Origin of the sequence: Cohnella sp., assembly GCF_041640265.1 — a bacterium.
Taxonomy (GTDB): Bacteria; Bacillota; Bacilli; order Paenibacillales; family Paenibacillaceae; genus Cohnella.
Genome location: NZ_JBEQAP010000005.1, coordinates 141,903 through 160,112, shown reverse-complemented (window position 1 = coordinate 160,112; position 18,210 = coordinate 141,903). Strand labels below are relative to the sequence as shown.

Genomic DNA, 18,210 nt, shown 5'->3' with positions numbered 1-18,210 from the left:
TCCCCTCCCTATGTCCTCTTATGTTATGCGTGCCGTCGATTCTCTAATGATGAGCTCTGCTTCTAGCTTTATGGTTACGTTGCTTTTAGAAGAGCCGTCAATGGCGGCCAATAGATGCTCCACGGCAGCTCTACCGATTTGTTCTGCAGGCTGGCGAACCGTAGTCAGCCTTGGTCGGAATTCAGAAGCGAACAGCTGGTCATCGAAGCCGATAATCGACACATCGCGAGGAATTCGTATTCCTTCATTCTTCAAGGCATCCATGACGCCAAGCGCAATATAATCATCCGCCGCGAAAATCGCTGGAGGAATTTTCCCCGATTTGATCCACCCTTGGGCAATCTCGTAACCCGACGAAATTTCGAATGTTCCGCGTTCTATGCTATACGGCTGGAGTCCCGCTTCCTCTAACGCAAATAAATACCCTCGCACCCGTTCCTTGCTGCTGAGGAAAGGATCAGGTCCGCTAATATGCGCAATCTCCCTATGGCCAAGCTCCAGCAGGTGCCTCGTCGCCTCATAACCGCCTTTGAAGTTATCAACGATAATAGACGTCGCGGAAGAGTTGTCCTGCTGATTATCGACCATGACAAAAGGAATTTGCCTCTTCTCGAGCTCCAACACATACTCATCCTCTTGAACGGGCGAGAGTAGAATAACCCCGTCGACGCGGTCCTGCTGGAACAAGGAGCGATGGAAGCTGTCTTCGAACCCCCTAGAAATCGCCAGCGCTAGAAAATACCCTTGCTCCGCCAACCGATCATTAATCTCTTTGACGACCGCATCGAAGAAAGAGTCATGCAGGGTCGTCAAGGTTAAGCCGATAATACCCGTCTTCCCGCGCGCCAAGCTTCGAGCCGAAGCATTCGGATGATAGTCCAGCTCCTTCATCGCCTGCAGCACTTTCTCCCTATTATTAGCGCGCACTGATGATGAATTATTGAGAACTCTAGAAACCGTCACCACAGATAAACCTGATTTTTTGGCTACATCAAAGATACTTACTTTCATCGATTAACCTCCTTTTCTTCTCTTAGGTGATCCATCCTTAAAAGTTTAAGCGCTTTAACTTAAAGCGAAAAAATAAAACTATTCGTTATGAATAGGTCAAAATGTATAGTTAGATGCCGTTAATCTAATTCACCGGCGCGAAAGTTAAAGCGTTTAAACTTCATAAGTCTATTATATTACGGCTATGTACTGCTGGCAATCCAAAATAACCCAATACTCGGTAAGGAAATGACTATCCACGATATGAGTGAATTTTACCGTACCTGGAATAGGGAACAAGCCAATGGAAAAGGAAAAGTCTTTTCCTCATTACTCCTTCTCGACCCTTTTATGACAATATCCCCTTTGCTCAGTTTAAGAATAAATCGAACAGGTCGATCCTGAGTCGAAGGGATATCGTCATTAAGGCTCGGATTATGCGTGATCACAGCTCATGCAAACCGGCTTTCGTCGTCCCATATTATTGTCGCGTAATTATATGCTTACCTAATTGGTGAAAAAGACACCCCGGAAATCAGGGTGCCTTGGATTCATAAATATTAATTTCTTATTTAGCTAGCCTGCAAACGGCGAATTCTCTCTTCGATGTCCGGGTGCGTGGAGAATAGCTTCATCCGTTTTCTGCCGCTGATCTTGAAGGTGGCAATCGCGCCCTGATCATCTGCAACCCTGCCCGAATACCTCTGCAGACTCTGAAGGGCATGAATCATCTTATCCTTGCCTGCAAGATGAGCTCCGCCGCTATCGGCATGGAATTCACGGTATCTGGAGAATGCGAGTACGACTAAGCTTCCGAGAATAGAGAACGCGATCTGGAAGATGATTACCGCTATGATGTGGACAACAGGCGCCAATTCTTCCTTAACGAGTCGCGACACTGCCCACGCGGCTAAGCGTGAGAGGAATACAACGAAGGTATTCACAACCCCTTGCAGCAAGGTCATCGTAACCATATCTCCGTTGGCAATGTGCGCAACCTCATGACCGATAATTCCTTCAACCGCACGCGCATCCATACGCTCGAGCATACCGGAAGATACGGCGACCAACGATCTTTTCTTCGAAGGGCCTGTTGCGAAAGCATTAACTTCATCCGATGGATAGATCCCAACCTCAGGCATATGCATGAGACCTGCGGCCCGCGATAGGCGATGAACCATGTCAACGATTTCTCTTTGCCCTTGAGAGAGATGACCGTTAGGATTGAGTACTTGTACACCCATCATTTTCTTTGCTATCCATCGAGACATCGCCAGCGAGATGAATGCGCCGGTAAAACCAACAATAGCGCTAAAGATTAACAACGAGCCCAGATCGACTCCGCCCCGGTCGTTGATATACGAGCCAACTCCGAAGACGGATAAGATGATCCCGATCGTTACCATGACCAAAATATTCGTTAAGATGAACAATAAAATTCTTTTCATATCATTCTCCCCCATGATTTTAATCGATTAAGGATTATTGACGCTTAAATCCTTCTTCCTTTAAATACGTGTTAGCTTCCCGATGCGTTTCAAAAGCCGCCTCTAGATTTAAGCCTGAGAAAATATACCACATGTCATCCTCGTATTTCACTATAAGCGTCGCTGCATCTGGTCCAACCCATGCTTCCTCTTGCCCTTCTGTGAATGGTTCTTCACCCATTAAGGAACGAATAGACTCTCCAACTAGCTTCCGCAGCTCATCCGCGCCATATTCGCGAATATTCACGTAGCCCTTCTCATCCGTCTGAGGACCTTCATCCATTAAGCCTGCAAAAATAAAGCCATTCCCATTACGGTGGAAGTGAAAACCGACTAACTTCTTCTCATAGGCGCTTTGCTCATAATGAAAATTAACTCGTCCCATAGAAACATCTTTACGCTCTAATTCAGGGAACGATTCCATAATCGATAACTTTTCTTCGAAACTTAGCATAGGTGCCATCCGCCTTACGGTATATTTGTTGCTTGTGATTATAACATAATTAAACAGGCTTTTTCAGGTTTCAAACTTCCGCCTCGGCAGAGCTGGCATCCTTGGTAAACCGAGCTTCAATCTGCTTGCTGATCCAAAGAGATAATCCCACGAAAAATACGACATACAAGAGCTCTAGTGGGTTCTCAATGAATCGAGTCAGATCATGACCAATGAAGGACACCGATAACACCATAATCGCTTTACCACAAACAATAGCTATCAAGAAGGATCGAAACCGCATTCTTGCAACAGCCGCCGCCATATTGATCACAACGAATGGACCAACGGGAAAAAGACTAAGCAAGAATACATAACTGAACGCATTCCGCCGAACCCACAACAAGCTCTTCTGCACCTTCGGCTTCTGAGCCCATCGTGCTAAATAAGGGTGACCGGCAGCTCGGCGCACGACGAGGAATGTCACTAGACAGCCGCTCACGATCCCAATCCAAGAGTACAGAAAGCCGAGCCACAAACCATATACTGCCGCATTCACCCCGACGATGAGAATCGTTGGCAACGGGGGAATGAAAGACTTCATAAACGTGAGAGCAATGCCGGGAATCGGGCCGAAAGCCCGGTATTGCTCCAGCAAATCCTTCAGGTTCTCTTCTGTCAGGTTAGACAGAATATCCGTGATGTCCATGCTTCCGTAAACACCTGTTTCCACTTTTCATTGATGTACGTATTATACCATTTGTTATGCGCATACTTCATAATGAGTTTCAAAGGTCGGGAGCGGTGATCCACTTGCTGTATATCATCACGTTAACGGTTATCTCCATTTGGATGGTTGCGGTGGTACGCAAGAAGCAGCTTTCGTGGCATTCCATTGTTCTCTCATACGCAATCGCTGTGTTTAGCGCAGATATGCTGGAGGTTCTTTTTAACCTGCTGCTTAATTTGTATAAGTTTCCGACACATTTGGTAAGGAATCCAATCGCTGAAAATGAACTCGGTATTATTTTCGCGGATACGCTGATTCTACCTTTTACGCTTATCGTATTCGTCTATTATGCCCGAAAAGGACGCCCTTGGAGAAAGTCACTTCTCTTTGCGTTAGCTTTTATTATCATGGAATGGATTTACTTAAGAATGGGATATATGAAATACATTCATTGGAGCTTGGCTTATTCTTCAGCATTCTATTTGGTTGGGTTCCGTATCGGAGCCTGCTTGGCGCCTCGTATCGCAAGTTACGATCCGCCTATCTCCTATCGGGTGCGTTTGCTTTGTTTCTCCCATACGATAATCATGTGGGTCGGCGCTTTATTCGCATCGCCTTTACTCACACTGTACCAATACAGGCCAGGTATCTTTAAAGACACCATGGCGGATTGCCGTTTTACAGACCTGGTCTCCGGAGATGTCCTAACTGTTCTTTGCGTTCTATTCATTCCAACAATACCCAACCGTTTCAAGCCGCTGGTTTTTACCTTGATTGCATGTGTCGGCGTGTCTTTCGCCATGTACTCTTACTATCAAGGATGGTTGGTCTATCATCATTGGAATCATTTCCTTATGGTACTGAGGTATTTTGTCCCTTTAGCCCTAATCATGCTCTATGATCGTTGGGAATTTTCTTACGGGAAAGCCCGAAAAAATGGCTTCGCAAAATAAAAAAAAGCGCAGACCCCCTTTCTTGCAAGTGTTCTGCGCTCTTTTTGCCGTTAGGCTTCTTTTTGCTGAGCAAAGATGAGATAAGATACATACTTCCGCGCATCGGCGGTTAACAATAATAATTCGGCTTCATCCGGATCATCCGGCGGTTGTTTCTTGAACCTGATTTCCATGCCATCCAGCACTTCATTAATGCCGACAATCGTGAATCCGGCAATCAAATAAGCATCGACCGCTTGCTTCTCTGCGTAATATTCCTCATAAGCAGACATCAGTACGCCCCTCCGATCGGCAGCTTCTTGACCGGAGGTTTATCCGATTGCCCGAACCGCCCGCGGTGTAAGTATTGGCCATATCCAGGTTTGCCGACGAACGCTCGGTCGCGAATGACAAATTCACCGCGGCTCAGAACCGATATGGGCTCGCCCATTACCTGCATGCCTTCAAATGCGTTATAATCCACCTTCATATGATGGGTTGCGGCGGATATCGTTCGCTCGACCGCCGGATCGAAGATCACGATATCGGCGTCGCTGCCGATCGCGATCGTCCCTTTGCGGGGAAACAAGCCGAACAATTTCGCGCTTGCCGTCGAGATAATGTCCACGAATTTGTTGATGGAAAGCTTCCCCTTATGAACGCCTTCCGAATAAAGAATACTGAAACGGTCCTCGATCATAGGGCCGCCGTTCGGAATTTTGGAGAAGTCCGAAATCCCCAATTCCTTCTGCCCCTTGAAGTCGAAGGAGCACTGGTCCGAGCCTACAGTCTGAAGCTGCCCGTTACACAAGGAATCCCAAAGAACATCCTGATTCCACTTCTCCCTCAGGGGCGGCGACCATACGTATTTGGCGCCCTCGAAGTCCGGCTTCTCAAGGTACGACTGGTCGAGCATTAAGTATTGCGGACAAGTTTCACCGTATACCCGCAGTCCTTTGTTACGGGCTTCCGCAATTTTCCTGACCGCCTCGGCGCAGGTCACATGAACGACATAAAGCTGGGAATCGGCCAGTTCCGTTAGATCAGCGGCTCTACCCGTTGCCTCGCCTTCCAATACCGGCGGTCGCGTAAGAGCATGGTAGATTGGCTCCGTATGACCGTCTTCCAAAGCTTTGCGGACCAGATAATCGATGACATCTCCATTCTCCGCATGGACCATAACAAGCGCTCCTTGCTCTTTGGCCATCAGCAACGTTTTGAACAGGGTACCGTCGTCCGCTTGAAGAACGTTCTTATAGGCCATGAACACCTTTAACGAAGTTATGCCTTCCTCATCCATAATTTGAGGCAGCTCGTGCAACACCTCATCCGTCACTTCCGACACCATCAGATGGAAGCCGTAATCGATTACCGCAAGGCTCTCGGATTTAGCATGCCAAGTCGCCACCGCCTGAGAGAGAGGAGCGCCTTTGGACGTCAGGCAGAAGTCGATGACGGTTGTCGTGCCGCCGAAAGCGGCCGCTATCGTGCCGGATTCGAAATCATCCTTGGTTACTGTTCCTCCGAAGGGCATATCCAAATGCGTATGCGGATCGATTCCCCCCGGAAAGACGTAACAGCCCGAAGCGTCGACAATCTCCGCGCCATCGGCATCCAAATCCACGCCGATCATAACAATGATTCCGTCATCAATTAGAATATCGCCGAAGTACGTATCCGCCGCCGTAACGATCGTCCCGTTTTTGATGATTTTCCGCATTGCTTATACCGCCTCCATCTCCGAGGATTGTTCATTCATCCGAGTTAACGCCCGCTGCCTGTCGTTCCATGTCATCGGCGCATGCACGCCCTGGATTTCAACCATGTCGATTACGCCATCCACCGGACAGACAATTGCGCACAGGTTACAGCCGACGCAATCCTCTTCCCGAACCTTGAGATAGGCTTTCCCCTCGGCATCCGTTAAACGTTCAATGCACTGATGAGAAGTATCCTCGCAGGCGATATGGCACTTATTGCAGTTGATGCAGGTTTCCGTATTGATTCGTGCCACAACTTGGTAATTCAGATCCAATTCTCCCCAAGTGGAGTATTTAGGAACTGTCTTTCCGACGATATCCATGACGGAGGGAATGTTCTTGTCGTCCAGATAGTTGTTCAGCCCATCAATCATTTCCTCCACGATCCGGAAACCGTGGTGCATCGCCGCCGTGCAAATCTGGACGTTGGACGCGCCCATCAGCATGAATTCGACCGTATCCTGCCATGTGGATATTCCTCCGATTCCCGATATCGGAACGCCGACCTTAGGATCCTTCGCGCACTCCGCGACCATGCTTAAAGCGATGGGCTTAACGGCAGGTCCGCAGTAGCCGCCATGCGCTCCTTTGCCTCCGACATGGGGAATCGTATTCCAGGAGTGGATATCTACGCCCGCTAGACTGTTAATGGTGTTGATTAAGCTGATGGCATCCGCTCCGCCCATGACGGCATGGCGCGCCACGACCGTAATATCCGTAATATTAGGTGTGAGCTTAACGATAACCGGCGTCTGAGCCGCTTCTTTGGCCCACATCGTCTGCATCTCTACAAGATCGGGCTGCTGCCCGGAAGCTGAACCCATCCCACGTTCCGCCATCCCGTGCGGGCAGCCGAAATTAAGCTCCAAGCCATCGACACCGACCGCTTCTACTCGTTTAACAATCTCGTGCCATTTCTCCCGCTTCGGCTCTACCATTAGTGATACGACGAGAGCGTGCTTCGGAAATCTTCTCTTCGTTTCGTAGATCTCCTTCAGGTTCACTTCAAGCGGCCGATCCGTGATGAGTTCAATGTTATTAAAGCCCGCCACCCGTTGTCCGTTGAAATGAACGGCGGCGAACCGGGACGATGTATTGATGATCGGATCGCCCAGCGTCTTCCATACCGCTCCGCCCCAACCCGCCTCGAATGCCCGCTGCACCTGGTAGCCCGTATTCGTCGGGGGTGCGGATGCCAGCCAGAAGGGATTGGGAGATTCGATTCCCGCAAGATTGATACGCAAATCTGCCATGAGCATAACCTCCGTCTCTCCAAATTAGATCGCTGCCGTGTTTTGCTTTTCCGCAAAAAACCTGCTGATCGCATAAGCCGTCTGCTTGCCCTGTTCGGCGGCCGAGACGACCATCGCCTCTCCTTGGCCTGCACCGAAAACGATATCTCCAGCCGCATAGATTTGAGGATTGGAGGTTCTTCGAGTCGCTTCGTCAATGAGGACGACTCCCTGGTTGTGCTCTAATCCAAGGAGCTCAATGAGACCCAGGTGACGCTTCTGTCCAATCGCCAAAATAACGGCATCTACCGGGTATAGAAACTCGGAGCCTTCCACGACTGTCGGAGTTCTCCTTCCGTCCTTGCCCGTTACATCCGACAACTCCATTCGCACGCATTCCAGATGCGTTACCCGGCCGAAGCTGTCGCCGATCATGCGCTTGGGCGCGGTCAGCCAACTGAACTCTACGCCTTCTTGCTTGGCAAACTCGTATTCGAAATCATAAGCCGTCATCTCTTCCTTCGTGCGCCGATAGATCATCTTGACGTTGCTTGCACCCAATCTTACCGAACAGGTAGCGGCATCGATCGCCGTATTCCCAGCCCCGATTACGGCGACTTGGGCGCCTTGTATAGCAAATGGAGGAACGTCCGTTTTCGTCCCTTCGACATACTCAATGGCATCGTATACTCCTTCAAGCTCCTCGCCGTCGATGCCGAGGCTGGGCACGCTGCTCATGCCCGCGGCCAGTACAATCGCATCGTACTGTTCGGCCAGCTGCGCCGCGGAAATATCAACCCCGACTCGTACGCCCGTACGAATTTCTACGCCAAGCTTCTCGACTTGCCGGACCTCCCAGAGGGATACGGGCTGCGGAAGCCGAAAGGAGACAATACCGTAAGTGTCGAGGCCGCCCGCCATAGATTTGGCTTCGAAGATGACGACGGCAAACCCTTCTCGGGCTAACTCCCTCGCTGCCGAAAGCCCAGCCGGACCTCCGCCGATAACCGCAACCTTCCTCCCGTTAGAAGGACCCGCCTTAAACAACGTTTGCCCGCTTTCCATCGCCCAATCCGTTGCATAGCGCTGCAGCAGGCCGATCTTAATCGGCTCGGACTCGTCATTTAATACGCATGCCCCTTCGCAGAGCTCCTCCGTCGGACAAACGCGAGCGCAGCTCGCCCCTACGGGATTCGCTTCCATGATGGCGGTGGCGGATCCTTTCAGATTATCCGTGGCGATTCGCTTAATGAAGGATGGAATATTAATGCTTGTCGGACAGGCCTTAATACAAGGTGCATCGTAGCAATACAGACAGCGGTTCGACTCTTCCATCGCCGCCTTGCGGGTTAACCCCGGCACATTTTCCGCAAAATTGCTCGCAAAAGCTTCCGGCGACAGCCGTGTTAACCGATTAAGCTGGTTCATCTCGCTCATCCCTCCCGCGTATGGGCATTCCGTATCCGCACATCCGCAATGTCGTTAGATACAGCAGCTCTGTACCTGCCGCTATGTCTTCCTTGCTCGCAAACTCCTTCGGATTATGGCTGATCCCATCCTTACAACGGACGAAGATCATACCATAGTCGCAATAGTAAGACATGGCGAGAGAATCATGGAACGGGCCGCTCATCAGCGCAGGCAGAGCAAGCTCCATCTCGCCCGCCGCCTCGCGAATCGTATCGAGAATTCGATCGGCGCAATAGCGAGGCTCGCTATTCGTATCCTCGCGTATTTCTATACGCAGCCCATGCTCTTGCACGACTTCATCAATAAGGGTTCGCAGCCGCTCTTCCAGCTTGTTTCTGCGTGGCAAATCGATATCCCGCAGGTCTATCGTAAATTGGACGTGCTCCGGAATGATGTTGCGAGAGTCGGGAAATACCCGCAGGGAGCCGACCGTCCCTACTGTCGGCGCTCCAGGTTCGCTTGACGCCAGTGCTTGCAGACCTACGACAATCTTAGAGGCTCCTACCAACGCGTCTTTGCGCAGACCCATCGGAACCGATCCCGCATGGCCGGCAAAGCCGTACAAATCTACCGTCCACCACAAGGGACCCGATATTCCCGTTACGATACCGACCGGACTGCCTAACGACTCCAGCACCGGCCCCTGCTCGATATGAAGCTCAAGAAAAGCGCCAACCTGCCCCGGCGCATAACGGGACTCTTCAAACCGCTCTGGATCTCCTCCGAATGCGAGCAGCGCTTCCCTCCGTGTCACGCCGTTTTTATCGGTCCTCTCAAGCTCACCCTCTTCGAGCCGGCCGAGTATTCCCCTTACGCCGAACAGCCCTTTATTAAAGCGGCAGCCTTCTTCATCGCAGAACGCAGCGACTTCAATCGAAACGGCGGGAACAATTTGCTGCTCTGCGAGCTTCTGAACGACCTCAATAGCACCTATGACGCCTACGATCCCATCAAATCTCCCCGCATAAGGCTGGGTATCAATATGAGAGCCGAGCATGACTGCGGGCGCTTCCGGATTTGTTCCTGCCAATCTGCCGATCAGATTCCCGAAGCCATCGAGCCTGACCGACATCCCCGCTTCCTCCATCCAGCCCTTCACCACTTCGGCCGCTTCGCGATCCTCCGGCGAGAGGGCCAATCGACAAACGCCCGTATCGCTTATCCGTCCGATCTCGGCAAGCTGTTCAATTCGCTGTTGGACTCTATTTGCATCAATCGTAAAATCGCGCATATAACTCCCTCCAACAACCTTTTTATAAATCTATGTTACTAAAATTAACATATAAACGGAATATTCTGAAAAATCATTGTGCAAATAGCCAAAAATACGATAGCATTCTTGTATACTTATGAAATAAATTCATAATAAGTTATGTTATCTGACATACACGAAAGCGGGGAACCCCAATGGATATAGATCTTATTCTTACGGTTAGTGAAGCGTTAAGTCGACCGCTGTTCCAGAACGCACAGCTGGTTGCGGGCGAGAAGGGTTTAAACCGCCAAATCCGCTGGGTGCATATCCTTGAGATCACCCATTTCGAGAAGCTGATCCATGGTCAGGAGATGATTCTAACGACGGGGCTCGGCTTTAATCTGGACGCCGTATCTTCCGTTGCATTCATGGAAAAGCTGATTCGGCAGAACGCCTCCTGCTTGTGCATCGAGATCGGCCCTTACTTCGAGCAAGTGTCCGATTAATTAATTGAACTCGCCGATCAAGCAGGCTTTCCGCTCATTTTATTTCCGCACACCGTTCGTTACGTCGATATCACGCAGGATTTGCATTCCTTAATCATTAATCGTCATCATAAGATGCTGCAAGAGCTCGAAAGCATCTCCCGGGAATTCTATCGCTTGACCCTGCATGCCCAAGGCACATCAAACGTATTGAGACTGCTGCACAAAAGCTCGCAAAACCAAATCGTTTACCGTCCGCTTCAAGGCAACCCGCTTTTCTTCCCATCTTTACCTCCGGACCAACAGGCAGCTATGCTGCAATTTCTTGGCGAACGCGAGGAGGAGTTATCCGGCCCTAAAACGAATTCCGCTCCCGATCTCTACGAATATGGAAACTCCACGCTAGTATCGAAACCGGTTGGCGCTTTGGAGCAAACCTGGGCTTATTTAATCATGTCATGCCCGCGGAAGCCGCAAGAATACGAGTATTTGCTCATGGAATCCGCCTCTTTGTCCATCGCGCAGGAGCTTCTGCGAACCCGTTATATGGAGGAAAGAAAACTTTTCTCGGAAAATCTTTGGGTTGATGAGCTTATAAGCGGACGGCTCGAGGAGCAGCAGATCAAAGCCCTGATCGGTCCCGATTTCAAAGGACTCAACGAGCTGAACTACCGCGTCTGCCTCATTGAAATCGAAAATTTGTACGAGACGAACGCTATTCCTTCCGAGAACGAACGGGAATCGTTCCGCCTGCATCTGTCGCTGATTTTACGTGCCGCCTTCGAGAAACATGGTTTTCGTCCGCTCATTACCTTGAAGAACAATCGGCTAGCCGTCATTGCGTTAGATCTGAAGTCGAAGATACCAACCAAGATAAGGCTTCAGCAAGCGCTTGAAACCCTTCAGGACATCGGACCGGACGAGCGGCTGAAGGATTTGAAGCTATTAATCGGAGTGGGAAGATCCCACTTGCAGCTCAAGAAAGCTTATGCGAGTTATCAAGAAGCAGTACAAGCACTGTCACTGTATTCTTGCTACGACAAAACGGTTCTGTTCTACGAAGAGCTTGGCGTATTCCAGCTTCTGCTTAGCTTAAATGACGGTAAGACGCTGCAAACCTTCATCCGCCATTATCTAGGCCCGTTGATCGATCATGATTTATCCAAAGGGAGCGAGCTGCTGCTCACGCTTAAAGTGTATCTCGATCATGACGGCTCCAAGCAGATTGCAGCGCAGAAGCTGTTCATCGTGCGGCAATCCCTTTACTACCGGTTGGAAAAGATGGCGGAGCTGTTAGGCGAAGACTTCTTGTCGGTGGAAAATCGGATTTCCATCCAAGTCGCCCTGCGGGCTTACCAATTGCTCAATCCCGAGAAGCTTACAGAACAGAATAAACATCCGTCTGTGCATACCCTTGCTCTTCGGCAACCGCTCGATAGGTGACCCGGCCGGCCGCAACATTGATGCCTCTCGCTAAGGAGGGATTGTCCAAAGCCGCCTGCCGGCAACCCTTGTTGGCGATTTGCAAGCCGTAGGCAGCCGTAACATTGTTTAACGCGATTGTCGACGTGCGCGCGACGGCGCCCGGCATGTTCGCTACCGCGTAATGAATAACCCCGTGCTTCTCGTAGGTCGGCACATCATGGGTCGTAATCCGGTCGATTGTCTCTATCGACCCCCCCTGATCAATGGCGACATCGACAATGACCGATCCCGGACGCATGGCCATCACCATCTCCTCCGTCACTAACCGAGGAGCGCGTGCACCGGGCACCAATACGGCTCCAATAAGCAAATCCGCTTTGCCAACCGCCTCCTTTATCGTTGCCTCGTTAGACACGACGGTTTTAAGCCGTCCGTTAAATCCGTCATCAAGCGCCCGCAAGCGGTCTAGGTTGATATCCAGCAGAGTGACGTCCGCCCCGAGCCCAATCGCCATCTTGGCCGCATTCACTCCGACGATCCCGCCGCCGATAATGGTTACCTTCGCCGGCTCTACCCCCGGAACCCCGCCCAGCAGAATACCCTTGCCGCCGCTGGCGCTTTCCAGGAAACGGGCGCCCAGCTGGATGGACATCCTCCCCGCAACCTCGCTCATGGGGGTCAGGAGAGGTAAACTTCCGTTGTCCAACTGAATGGTTTCATAGGCTATCGCCGTTACACCGCACTCTACCAATGCACGGGTCAGCTCAGGCAGCGGCGCCAGATGAAGAAAAGTGTAGAGAATCAATCCGGAGCGGAAAAATCCATATTCCTCCTGCAGCGGCTCTTTAACTTTAACGACAAGGTCCGCCGCCCACGCTTCTCCAGCCGCCAATACAATACTTGCGCCGGCATCCCTATACTCGGCATTGTCAAAGCCGCTCCCTTTGCCGGCACCCGCCTCCACCAGAACCTCATGGCCCGCTTTTATGCAGCTTTTCACAGCAGCAGGTGTCATCGCGACACGCCGCTCGTTATTTTTGATTTCACACGGAACTCCTATAATCATACCGGCATCCCATCCCCAATCTCGTTCATGACAGCCGTGAACGTAGACAAAATAAATGCTAAGTCCTCATCCGTAGAGGACAGAGGGGGAGAGAAGGTTAACACGTTATTAAACCCCGCTGCCGTATCGCCATTCTTACCAATGATGAGACCACGCGCTTTACATTGCCCGATGATTTTTTTGACCGCGTCCACGGAGGCGGGCTCCTTCGTTGCTTTGTTCGTTACCAGCTCCACCCCGAGCAGAAAACCGAAGCTGCGAATGTCCCCGACAAGCGGATGATCAAGCAGCTGCTTCATTCCTTCTTCAAGGCGCTGGCCTAATATCCGCGAACGCTCCACAAGGCCTTCCCGCTCCATAATTTCCAGGTTTTTTAGAGCAAGCGCGCAAGCCGACGGATTACCTCCGAACGTGTTCACATGACGGAAAAAGCCGTAGTCTTCTTCATCCTTAAACCGGTCATAGATGTCCTTGCGAACCGCCGTAGCGGATAAAGGGAGGTATCCGCTGGTCAGCCCCTTTGCCATCGTGACGATATCCGGCTTCAGCTTGAAATTCTGATAACCGAATTTAAAGCCCGAGCGCCCAAATCCGCAGATAACCTCGTCAATGATCAGAAGCACGCCGTGTTTATTGCAAATCTCCTGAACCCGATCGAGGTAAACTTGATGGGGAACAATGACGCCGCCCCCCGAAATGACAGGCTCCATAATGACCCCGGCAACGGACTCCACCCCTTCCCAAATGATCGTATCCTCAATGGCTTGGGCACAATACAGATTAAATTGTTCAACGGTCTGGCCAGCTGGCCTACGGTAGCTGTCAGGCGGACATACATGCAGAAATCCCGCGCTCAGAGGCTCATACTTGTACTTTCTCTGAGATTGCCCCGTGGCAGACAGCGCGCCCATCGAGCTTCCGTGATACGCACGGTACCTCGAGATGAATTTATAACGGCTGCTTTCGCCGATTTGCTGCTGGTACTGCCTAGCCATCTTGAAAGCTGCCTCATTCGCCTCCGAACCGCTATTGGAGAAGAAGATGACATAATCCCCTTCCAGCCACTCGCTGAGCTTCTCCGCCAATCGGATGGCAGGCGTATGGCTTTGCGTCAATGGATAATACGCCAAAGCCATCATCTGCTCGTAAGCCGCATCGGCAAGCTCCTTCCTTCCATAACCGACATTCACGCAATACAAGCCCGACATGGCATCCAAGTAGCGCTCCCCGTTTGAATCCACAATCCAGGAGCCTTCTCCTCCTGTTACGATCAGGGGCTGGCTGTTCGCATGATAGGAAACCATGCTGTGCCAGACGTATTGCCGGTCTTTCGCTAGCAGCTCTGCCGTATCTAGATTTCTATCAAACAATGCGATCAACTCCTTATCCGTGGCTAAACCGCTAATAACGGGCTGTAACCATCTTTTTGCGGGTATAGAATTCAACTCCGTCACGCCCGTTTGCGTGCAAATCCCCATAGAACGATTTCTTGTAGCCCGAAAAAGGGAAAAAGGCCATAGGAGCAGGTACTCCGAGGTTCACTCCCAGCATTCCCGCATCCATCTCCTCGCGAAATTCTCGAATCGCCTTCGCGCTGTCCGTATAAATGCATGCTCCGTTAGCAAACTCCGATTGGTTGGAGATCGATATGGCTTCCGCCAGATTTTCCGCCCTAATAATCGACAGCACCGGAGCAAATATTTCATCCTGCCATATTTTCATTCCCGGCTCGACCTGGTCGAAGAGCGTCGGTCCGATGAAGAAGCCTTCGCCGCTCGTCTCCGGATCCTTCCTGCCATCGCGAGCGAGTAAAGCGCCTTCTTGTTCACCGCTTTCGATATAACCCAAAGCCCGTTCTTTGTTTGCAAGCCTGATAACCGGACCCAGAAATACATTCTTATCCATGCCGTTGCCAATCTTCATTTCATTCGCCGCTTGGACAAGCCCGCCAACCAACTCATCCGCAATTTCTCCCACCGCCACGACAACCGAGCAGGCCATGCATCTTTCACCGGCCGATCCAAATGCTGCGGAAATGATGTTTTTCACGGCATTGCCAAGATCCGCATCCGGCATGACGATAGAATGATTTTTGGCTCCGGCAAGCGCCTGTACCCGTTTGCCATTATTCGTCCCCTTCTTATACACGTATTCCGCCACGGGCTGTGAGCCTACAAAGGAAATTGCCTTGATGCCGTTGCTGTCGAGCATGGCGTTAACCACCTCGTGCGCGCCGTGAACGACATTAAGCACGCCCGGCGGAAATCCCGCTTCCTCGAACAGCTCCACTAGCCTGTTCACCAATAATGGAGTTCGCTCCGAAGGCTTCAGCACAAAGGTGTTGCCGCAGGCAACCGCCAGCGGAAACATCCAGCAAGGGACCATCATCGGGAAGTTAAACGGGGTAATTCCCCCAATGACGCCGATCGGATAGCGGTACATGCCCGACTCGACTCCGGTCGCGATATCGGGCAGCTGGGTTCCCATCATTAAAGTCGGAGCTCCCGCCGCAAACTCCACACACTCGATTCCTCGCTGGACTTCCCCGTAAGCTTCCTCGTAGCTTTTACCGTTCTCTCGCGTAATGATCATCGCCAGCCCTTTCCAGTTGTCGATGAGCAGCTGCTGATAACGGAACAAGTAACGGGCGCGCCGAGGAACGGCGACTCTTCTCCAATCGGAGTAAGCTCGATTGCCCGCCTCTACGGCACAATCCAGCTGCTCCCGACCCGACAAAGGCACATAAGCCAATACTTCGCCTGTCGCAGGATTAAGAACTTCTTCAAAGACGGAAGCCCCTGAATCGACCCACTCACCGCAAATATAATTTTTCAACTGCTTGGCGCTTGTTATTGCCTCCATTTATTCAATCGCCCCCATCTCGCTTTTATCCAAGGCTATAGCCGAGTGAGCTCGTCATAGGTTTCAGGCCGCCGGTCCCGATAGAACTGCCAGCTTTCGCGCACCTCGCGAATAAGCGACTTATTCATTTCTCCAATGATCACTTCATCCCGATCACGCCCTCCTATAGCGACAAAGCTGCCGCGCGGATCAACCAGATACGACTGACCGTAAAACTCTCCCATATTCCAAGGAGCTTCGAAGCCCACGCGGTTGATTGCCGCAACATAATACCCGTTAGCTACCGCATGGGCAGGCTGCTCCAGCTTCCACAAGTATTCGGACGTTCCCGATACCGTCGCGGAAGGGTTAAACACGATTTCTGCACCGTTTAGGCCGAGCACTCGTGCTCCTTCCGGGAAATGACGGTCATAGCAAATGTATACGCCGACTTTGGCATAAGCGGTATGGAATACGGGATATCCAAGATTGCCCGGCTTGAAATAATACTTCTCCCAAAATCCGCAGCCGTTATTTCCAGCTCCGACATGCGGAATATGATGCTTCCGATATTTACCCAGATAAGCCCCGTCCGCATCGATGACCGCCGCGGTATTGTAATAAGAAGCAATACCCTCCCGTTCATATACCGGTAAAACAATGACGATGCCAAGCTCCTTAGCCAACTCCTGAAAAAGCTTCGTTGTGGGACCGCCCGGCACTTCCTCTGCCGCTTCGTACCATTTCGTCGTTTGCTCCGCGCAAAAATAAGGGCCGTAGAATATTTCCTGCAGCGACACGATTTGAGCACCCCTGCTTTTCGCTTCGCGCACAAGCTTCAGATGTTTGGCGATCGCTTGCGATTTGTGAAACTCAACCGACTCGTCTCCGTGTACGTCATGACTGGCTTGGATAAGCCCAATCGTTACCGTGTCCATACCCTGCAGCCTCCCGTTGAAGGAAAGGATGGCTTCCTCTTATCTGAAGCCATCCCTTTCCTTTTTCTTCTCTCTTTCTATTTCATGGCCATTTCCACGATTTCATTCGTATAAGCTTGCGTAAGATCCGCTTCTTTTTTAATGACACCGAATTTGAACGCGATTTCGGCCGTTTGCTTAAACATGGCATCGTCGATGTAGCCCATCTTCGAGGCGTCGAAGCCCTCGGGGAGGATCAGCTTAGCCACTTCCTCCATCATCTTCAGCTGATGCTCTCTGGATGTGCTGCCTTCCTCCGTTTCTTTCATAACACTGTCTACGGCAGCAGCCGGATCAGCGATGGCGTCCTTCCAGCCCTTCAAGGAAGCACGAACAAACTTCGCTGCCGTTTCTTTGTTGGCTGCCAGCCACTCTCTGTTAGCGAACAGATTGTCTTCCAGCATGGCGACGCCTTCGGCATTCATATCGATGACGTTCAGGTCCGCCGCCGGAATACCCTGCTCAAGCACAACCTGATATTCGTTGTACGTCATCGCGGAAGCCGCATCGATTTCCCCGGTCAGGAATTGATCCATCGTAAAGCCCTGCTTGGTGAAATTCAGGTCTTTGTTCGGGTCGAGCTTATATTTATCGAATAAGGCGAGAATTTCGAATTCATTGCCGCCCATCCAGTTACCGATTTTCTTGCCTTTCATGTCGGCCGGTGCGGCAATTCCCGCAGCTTTCTTAGAAACGAGCACCAATCCGCTTCGCTGAAAAATTTGCGATATTTCTACTAACGGCAGCCCCTGCTCCTGATGTGCCAGCAAGCTCGCTACCCAGTCGACGCCGATATCCGCCGCTCCGCTCGCAACCTGCTGCTCTGGAACGATATCCGGTCCTCCGGGCAGAATCTCGACATCCAACCCTTCTGCTTCGTAATACCCTTTGTCCATCGCGACAAAGTAACCCGCAAATTGTGCCTGTGGAACCCACTTCAGCTGCAGCTTGACCTTAACCGGCTCGGCGGTTGCCGACTCCGATGGCGATTCGCTCGCCGATGCGCTTGAAGCTGGTGCAGACGATGATTCGCTAGGCGAAGCCGACGCGGGCGCGTTATTGTTATTACTTCCGCATGCAGCCAAAATTGTCACGATGATCGAAATAAAAACCGCCAAACCCGCACCCTTTTTAATCCACTGTCTGTTCTTCATTGATATTCTCCCCTTCATGTTCCAAAATGGATT

At 51.1% G+C, this 18,210-nt stretch carries 17 protein-coding genes; 3 read left to right on the top strand and 14 right to left on the bottom strand.

Annotated elements, in window-relative coordinates; genetic code table 11:
- Positions 1 to 18: 18 nt before the first annotated feature.
- The 4 genes from ACESLK_RS06330 to ACESLK_RS06315 form a co-directional block, all read right to left on the bottom strand.
- A complete protein-coding gene (locus tag ACESLK_RS06330) occupies positions 19 to 1,011 on the bottom strand; it encodes a LacI family DNA-binding transcriptional regulator (protein ID WP_372663611.1) in 993 nt (330 codons plus the stop codon).
- A 551-nt stretch (positions 1,012 to 1,562) separates the two neighbouring features.
- Positions 1,563 to 2,438, bottom strand: a complete 876-nt coding sequence (gene htpX / locus ACESLK_RS06325) for a protease HtpX (RefSeq protein WP_372663609.1) — start codon at positions 2,436 to 2,438, stop codon at positions 1,563 to 1,565.
- A gap of 34 nt (positions 2,439 to 2,472) precedes the next feature.
- On the bottom strand, positions 2,473 to 2,931 hold the full coding sequence (locus ACESLK_RS06320) for a hypothetical protein (protein WP_372663606.1): 459 nt from the start codon (positions 2,929 to 2,931) through the stop codon (positions 2,473 to 2,475).
- 70 nt (positions 2,932 to 3,001) lie between these two features.
- The gene (locus tag ACESLK_RS06315; protein ID WP_372663604.1) at positions 3,002 to 3,619 is read right to left on the bottom strand and encodes a TVP38/TMEM64 family protein; all 618 of its coding nucleotides are present in this window, start codon (positions 3,617 to 3,619) and stop codon (positions 3,002 to 3,004) included.
- Positions 3,620 to 3,675: 56 nt separating this feature from the next.
- Between ACESLK_RS06315 and ACESLK_RS06310 the strand changes: the two genes are divergently transcribed.
- On the top strand, positions 3,676 to 4,593 hold the full coding sequence (locus ACESLK_RS06310) for a hypothetical protein (protein WP_372663602.1): 918 nt from the start codon (positions 3,676 to 3,678) through the stop codon (positions 4,591 to 4,593).
- 50 nt (positions 4,594 to 4,643) lie between these two features.
- Here the strand turns inward: ACESLK_RS06310 and ACESLK_RS06305 are convergent, their stop codons facing one another.
- The 5 genes from ACESLK_RS06305 to ACESLK_RS06285 are packed head-to-tail and all read right to left on the bottom strand — an operon-like array spanning position 4,644 to position 10,265.
- On the bottom strand, positions 4,644 to 4,865 hold the full coding sequence (locus ACESLK_RS06305) for a hypothetical protein (protein WP_372663600.1): 222 nt from the start codon (positions 4,863 to 4,865) through the stop codon (positions 4,644 to 4,646).
- Positions 4,865 to 6,292, bottom strand: a complete 1,428-nt coding sequence (gene hydA, locus ACESLK_RS06300) for a dihydropyrimidinase (protein ID WP_372663598.1) — start codon at positions 6,290 to 6,292, stop codon at positions 4,865 to 4,867. Before hydA ends, ACESLK_RS06305 begins: the two co-directional genes overlap by 1 nt.
- A gap of 3 nt (positions 6,293 to 6,295) precedes the next feature.
- Positions 6,296 to 7,585 (bottom strand): NAD-dependent dihydropyrimidine dehydrogenase subunit PreA, encoded by a 1,290-nt coding sequence (gene preA / locus ACESLK_RS06295; RefSeq protein WP_372663596.1) that lies wholly within the window; start codon positions 7,583 to 7,585, stop codon positions 6,296 to 6,298.
- A 24-nt stretch (positions 7,586 to 7,609) separates the two neighbouring features.
- Positions 7,610 to 8,992 (bottom strand): NAD(P)-dependent oxidoreductase, encoded by a 1,383-nt coding sequence (locus ACESLK_RS06290; RefSeq protein ID WP_372663594.1) that lies wholly within the window; start codon positions 8,990 to 8,992, stop codon positions 7,610 to 7,612.
- Positions 8,979 to 10,265: a M20 family metallo-hydrolase gene (locus tag ACESLK_RS06285; protein WP_372663592.1), complete on the bottom strand. Its 1,287-nt coding sequence runs from the start codon at positions 10,263 to 10,265 to the stop codon at positions 8,979 to 8,981. The genes ACESLK_RS06290 and ACESLK_RS06285 overlap by 14 nt, the downstream gene beginning before the upstream one ends.
- A 176-nt stretch (positions 10,266 to 10,441) precedes the next feature.
- Here ACESLK_RS06285 and ACESLK_RS06280 point away from each other — a divergent pair, with 176 nt between their 5' ends.
- Both ACESLK_RS06280 and ACESLK_RS06275 read left to right on the top strand, forming a co-directional pair.
- On the top strand, positions 10,442 to 10,735 hold the full coding sequence (locus ACESLK_RS06280) for a PucR family transcriptional regulator ligand-binding domain-containing protein (protein ID WP_372663590.1): 294 nt from the start codon (positions 10,442 to 10,444) through the stop codon (positions 10,733 to 10,735).
- 81 nt (positions 10,736 to 10,816) lie between these two features.
- On the top strand, positions 10,817 to 12,157 hold the full coding sequence (locus tag ACESLK_RS06275) for a PucR family transcriptional regulator (RefSeq protein ID WP_372663588.1): 1,341 nt from the start codon (positions 10,817 to 10,819) through the stop codon (positions 12,155 to 12,157).
- On the opposite strand, the gene ald is transcribed toward ACESLK_RS06275, so the two are convergent.
- From ald to ACESLK_RS06250, 5 genes are all read right to left on the bottom strand, one after another.
- Positions 12,093 to 13,205: an alanine dehydrogenase gene (gene ald, locus ACESLK_RS06270; RefSeq protein WP_372663586.1), complete on the bottom strand. Its 1,113-nt coding sequence runs from the start codon at positions 13,203 to 13,205 to the stop codon at positions 12,093 to 12,095. The two genes, ACESLK_RS06275 and ald, sit on opposite strands and share 65 nt — an antisense overlap.
- Positions 13,202 to 14,683, bottom strand: a complete 1,482-nt coding sequence (locus ACESLK_RS06265; RefSeq protein ID WP_372663584.1) for an aspartate aminotransferase family protein — start codon at positions 14,681 to 14,683, stop codon at positions 13,202 to 13,204. The genes ald and ACESLK_RS06265 overlap by 4 nt, the downstream gene beginning before the upstream one ends.
- Positions 14,607 to 16,067 carry a CoA-acylating methylmalonate-semialdehyde dehydrogenase gene (locus ACESLK_RS06260; RefSeq protein ID WP_372663582.1) on the bottom strand — a complete coding sequence of 487 codons (1,461 nt, stop codon included), beginning with the start codon at positions 16,065 to 16,067 and terminating at the stop codon, positions 14,607 to 14,609. The genes ACESLK_RS06265 and ACESLK_RS06260 overlap by 77 nt, the downstream gene beginning before the upstream one ends.
- 35 nt (positions 16,068 to 16,102) lie before the next feature.
- Positions 16,103 to 16,984: a nitrilase-related carbon-nitrogen hydrolase gene (locus ACESLK_RS06255; RefSeq protein WP_372663580.1), complete on the bottom strand. Its 882-nt coding sequence runs from the start codon at positions 16,982 to 16,984 to the stop codon at positions 16,103 to 16,105.
- A 77-nt stretch (positions 16,985 to 17,061) separates the two neighbouring features.
- A complete protein-coding gene (locus ACESLK_RS06250; RefSeq protein WP_372663578.1) occupies positions 17,062 to 18,177 on the bottom strand; it encodes an ABC transporter substrate-binding protein in 1,116 nt (371 codons plus the stop codon).
- Between the last annotated feature and the right edge of the window lie 33 nt (positions 18,178 to 18,210).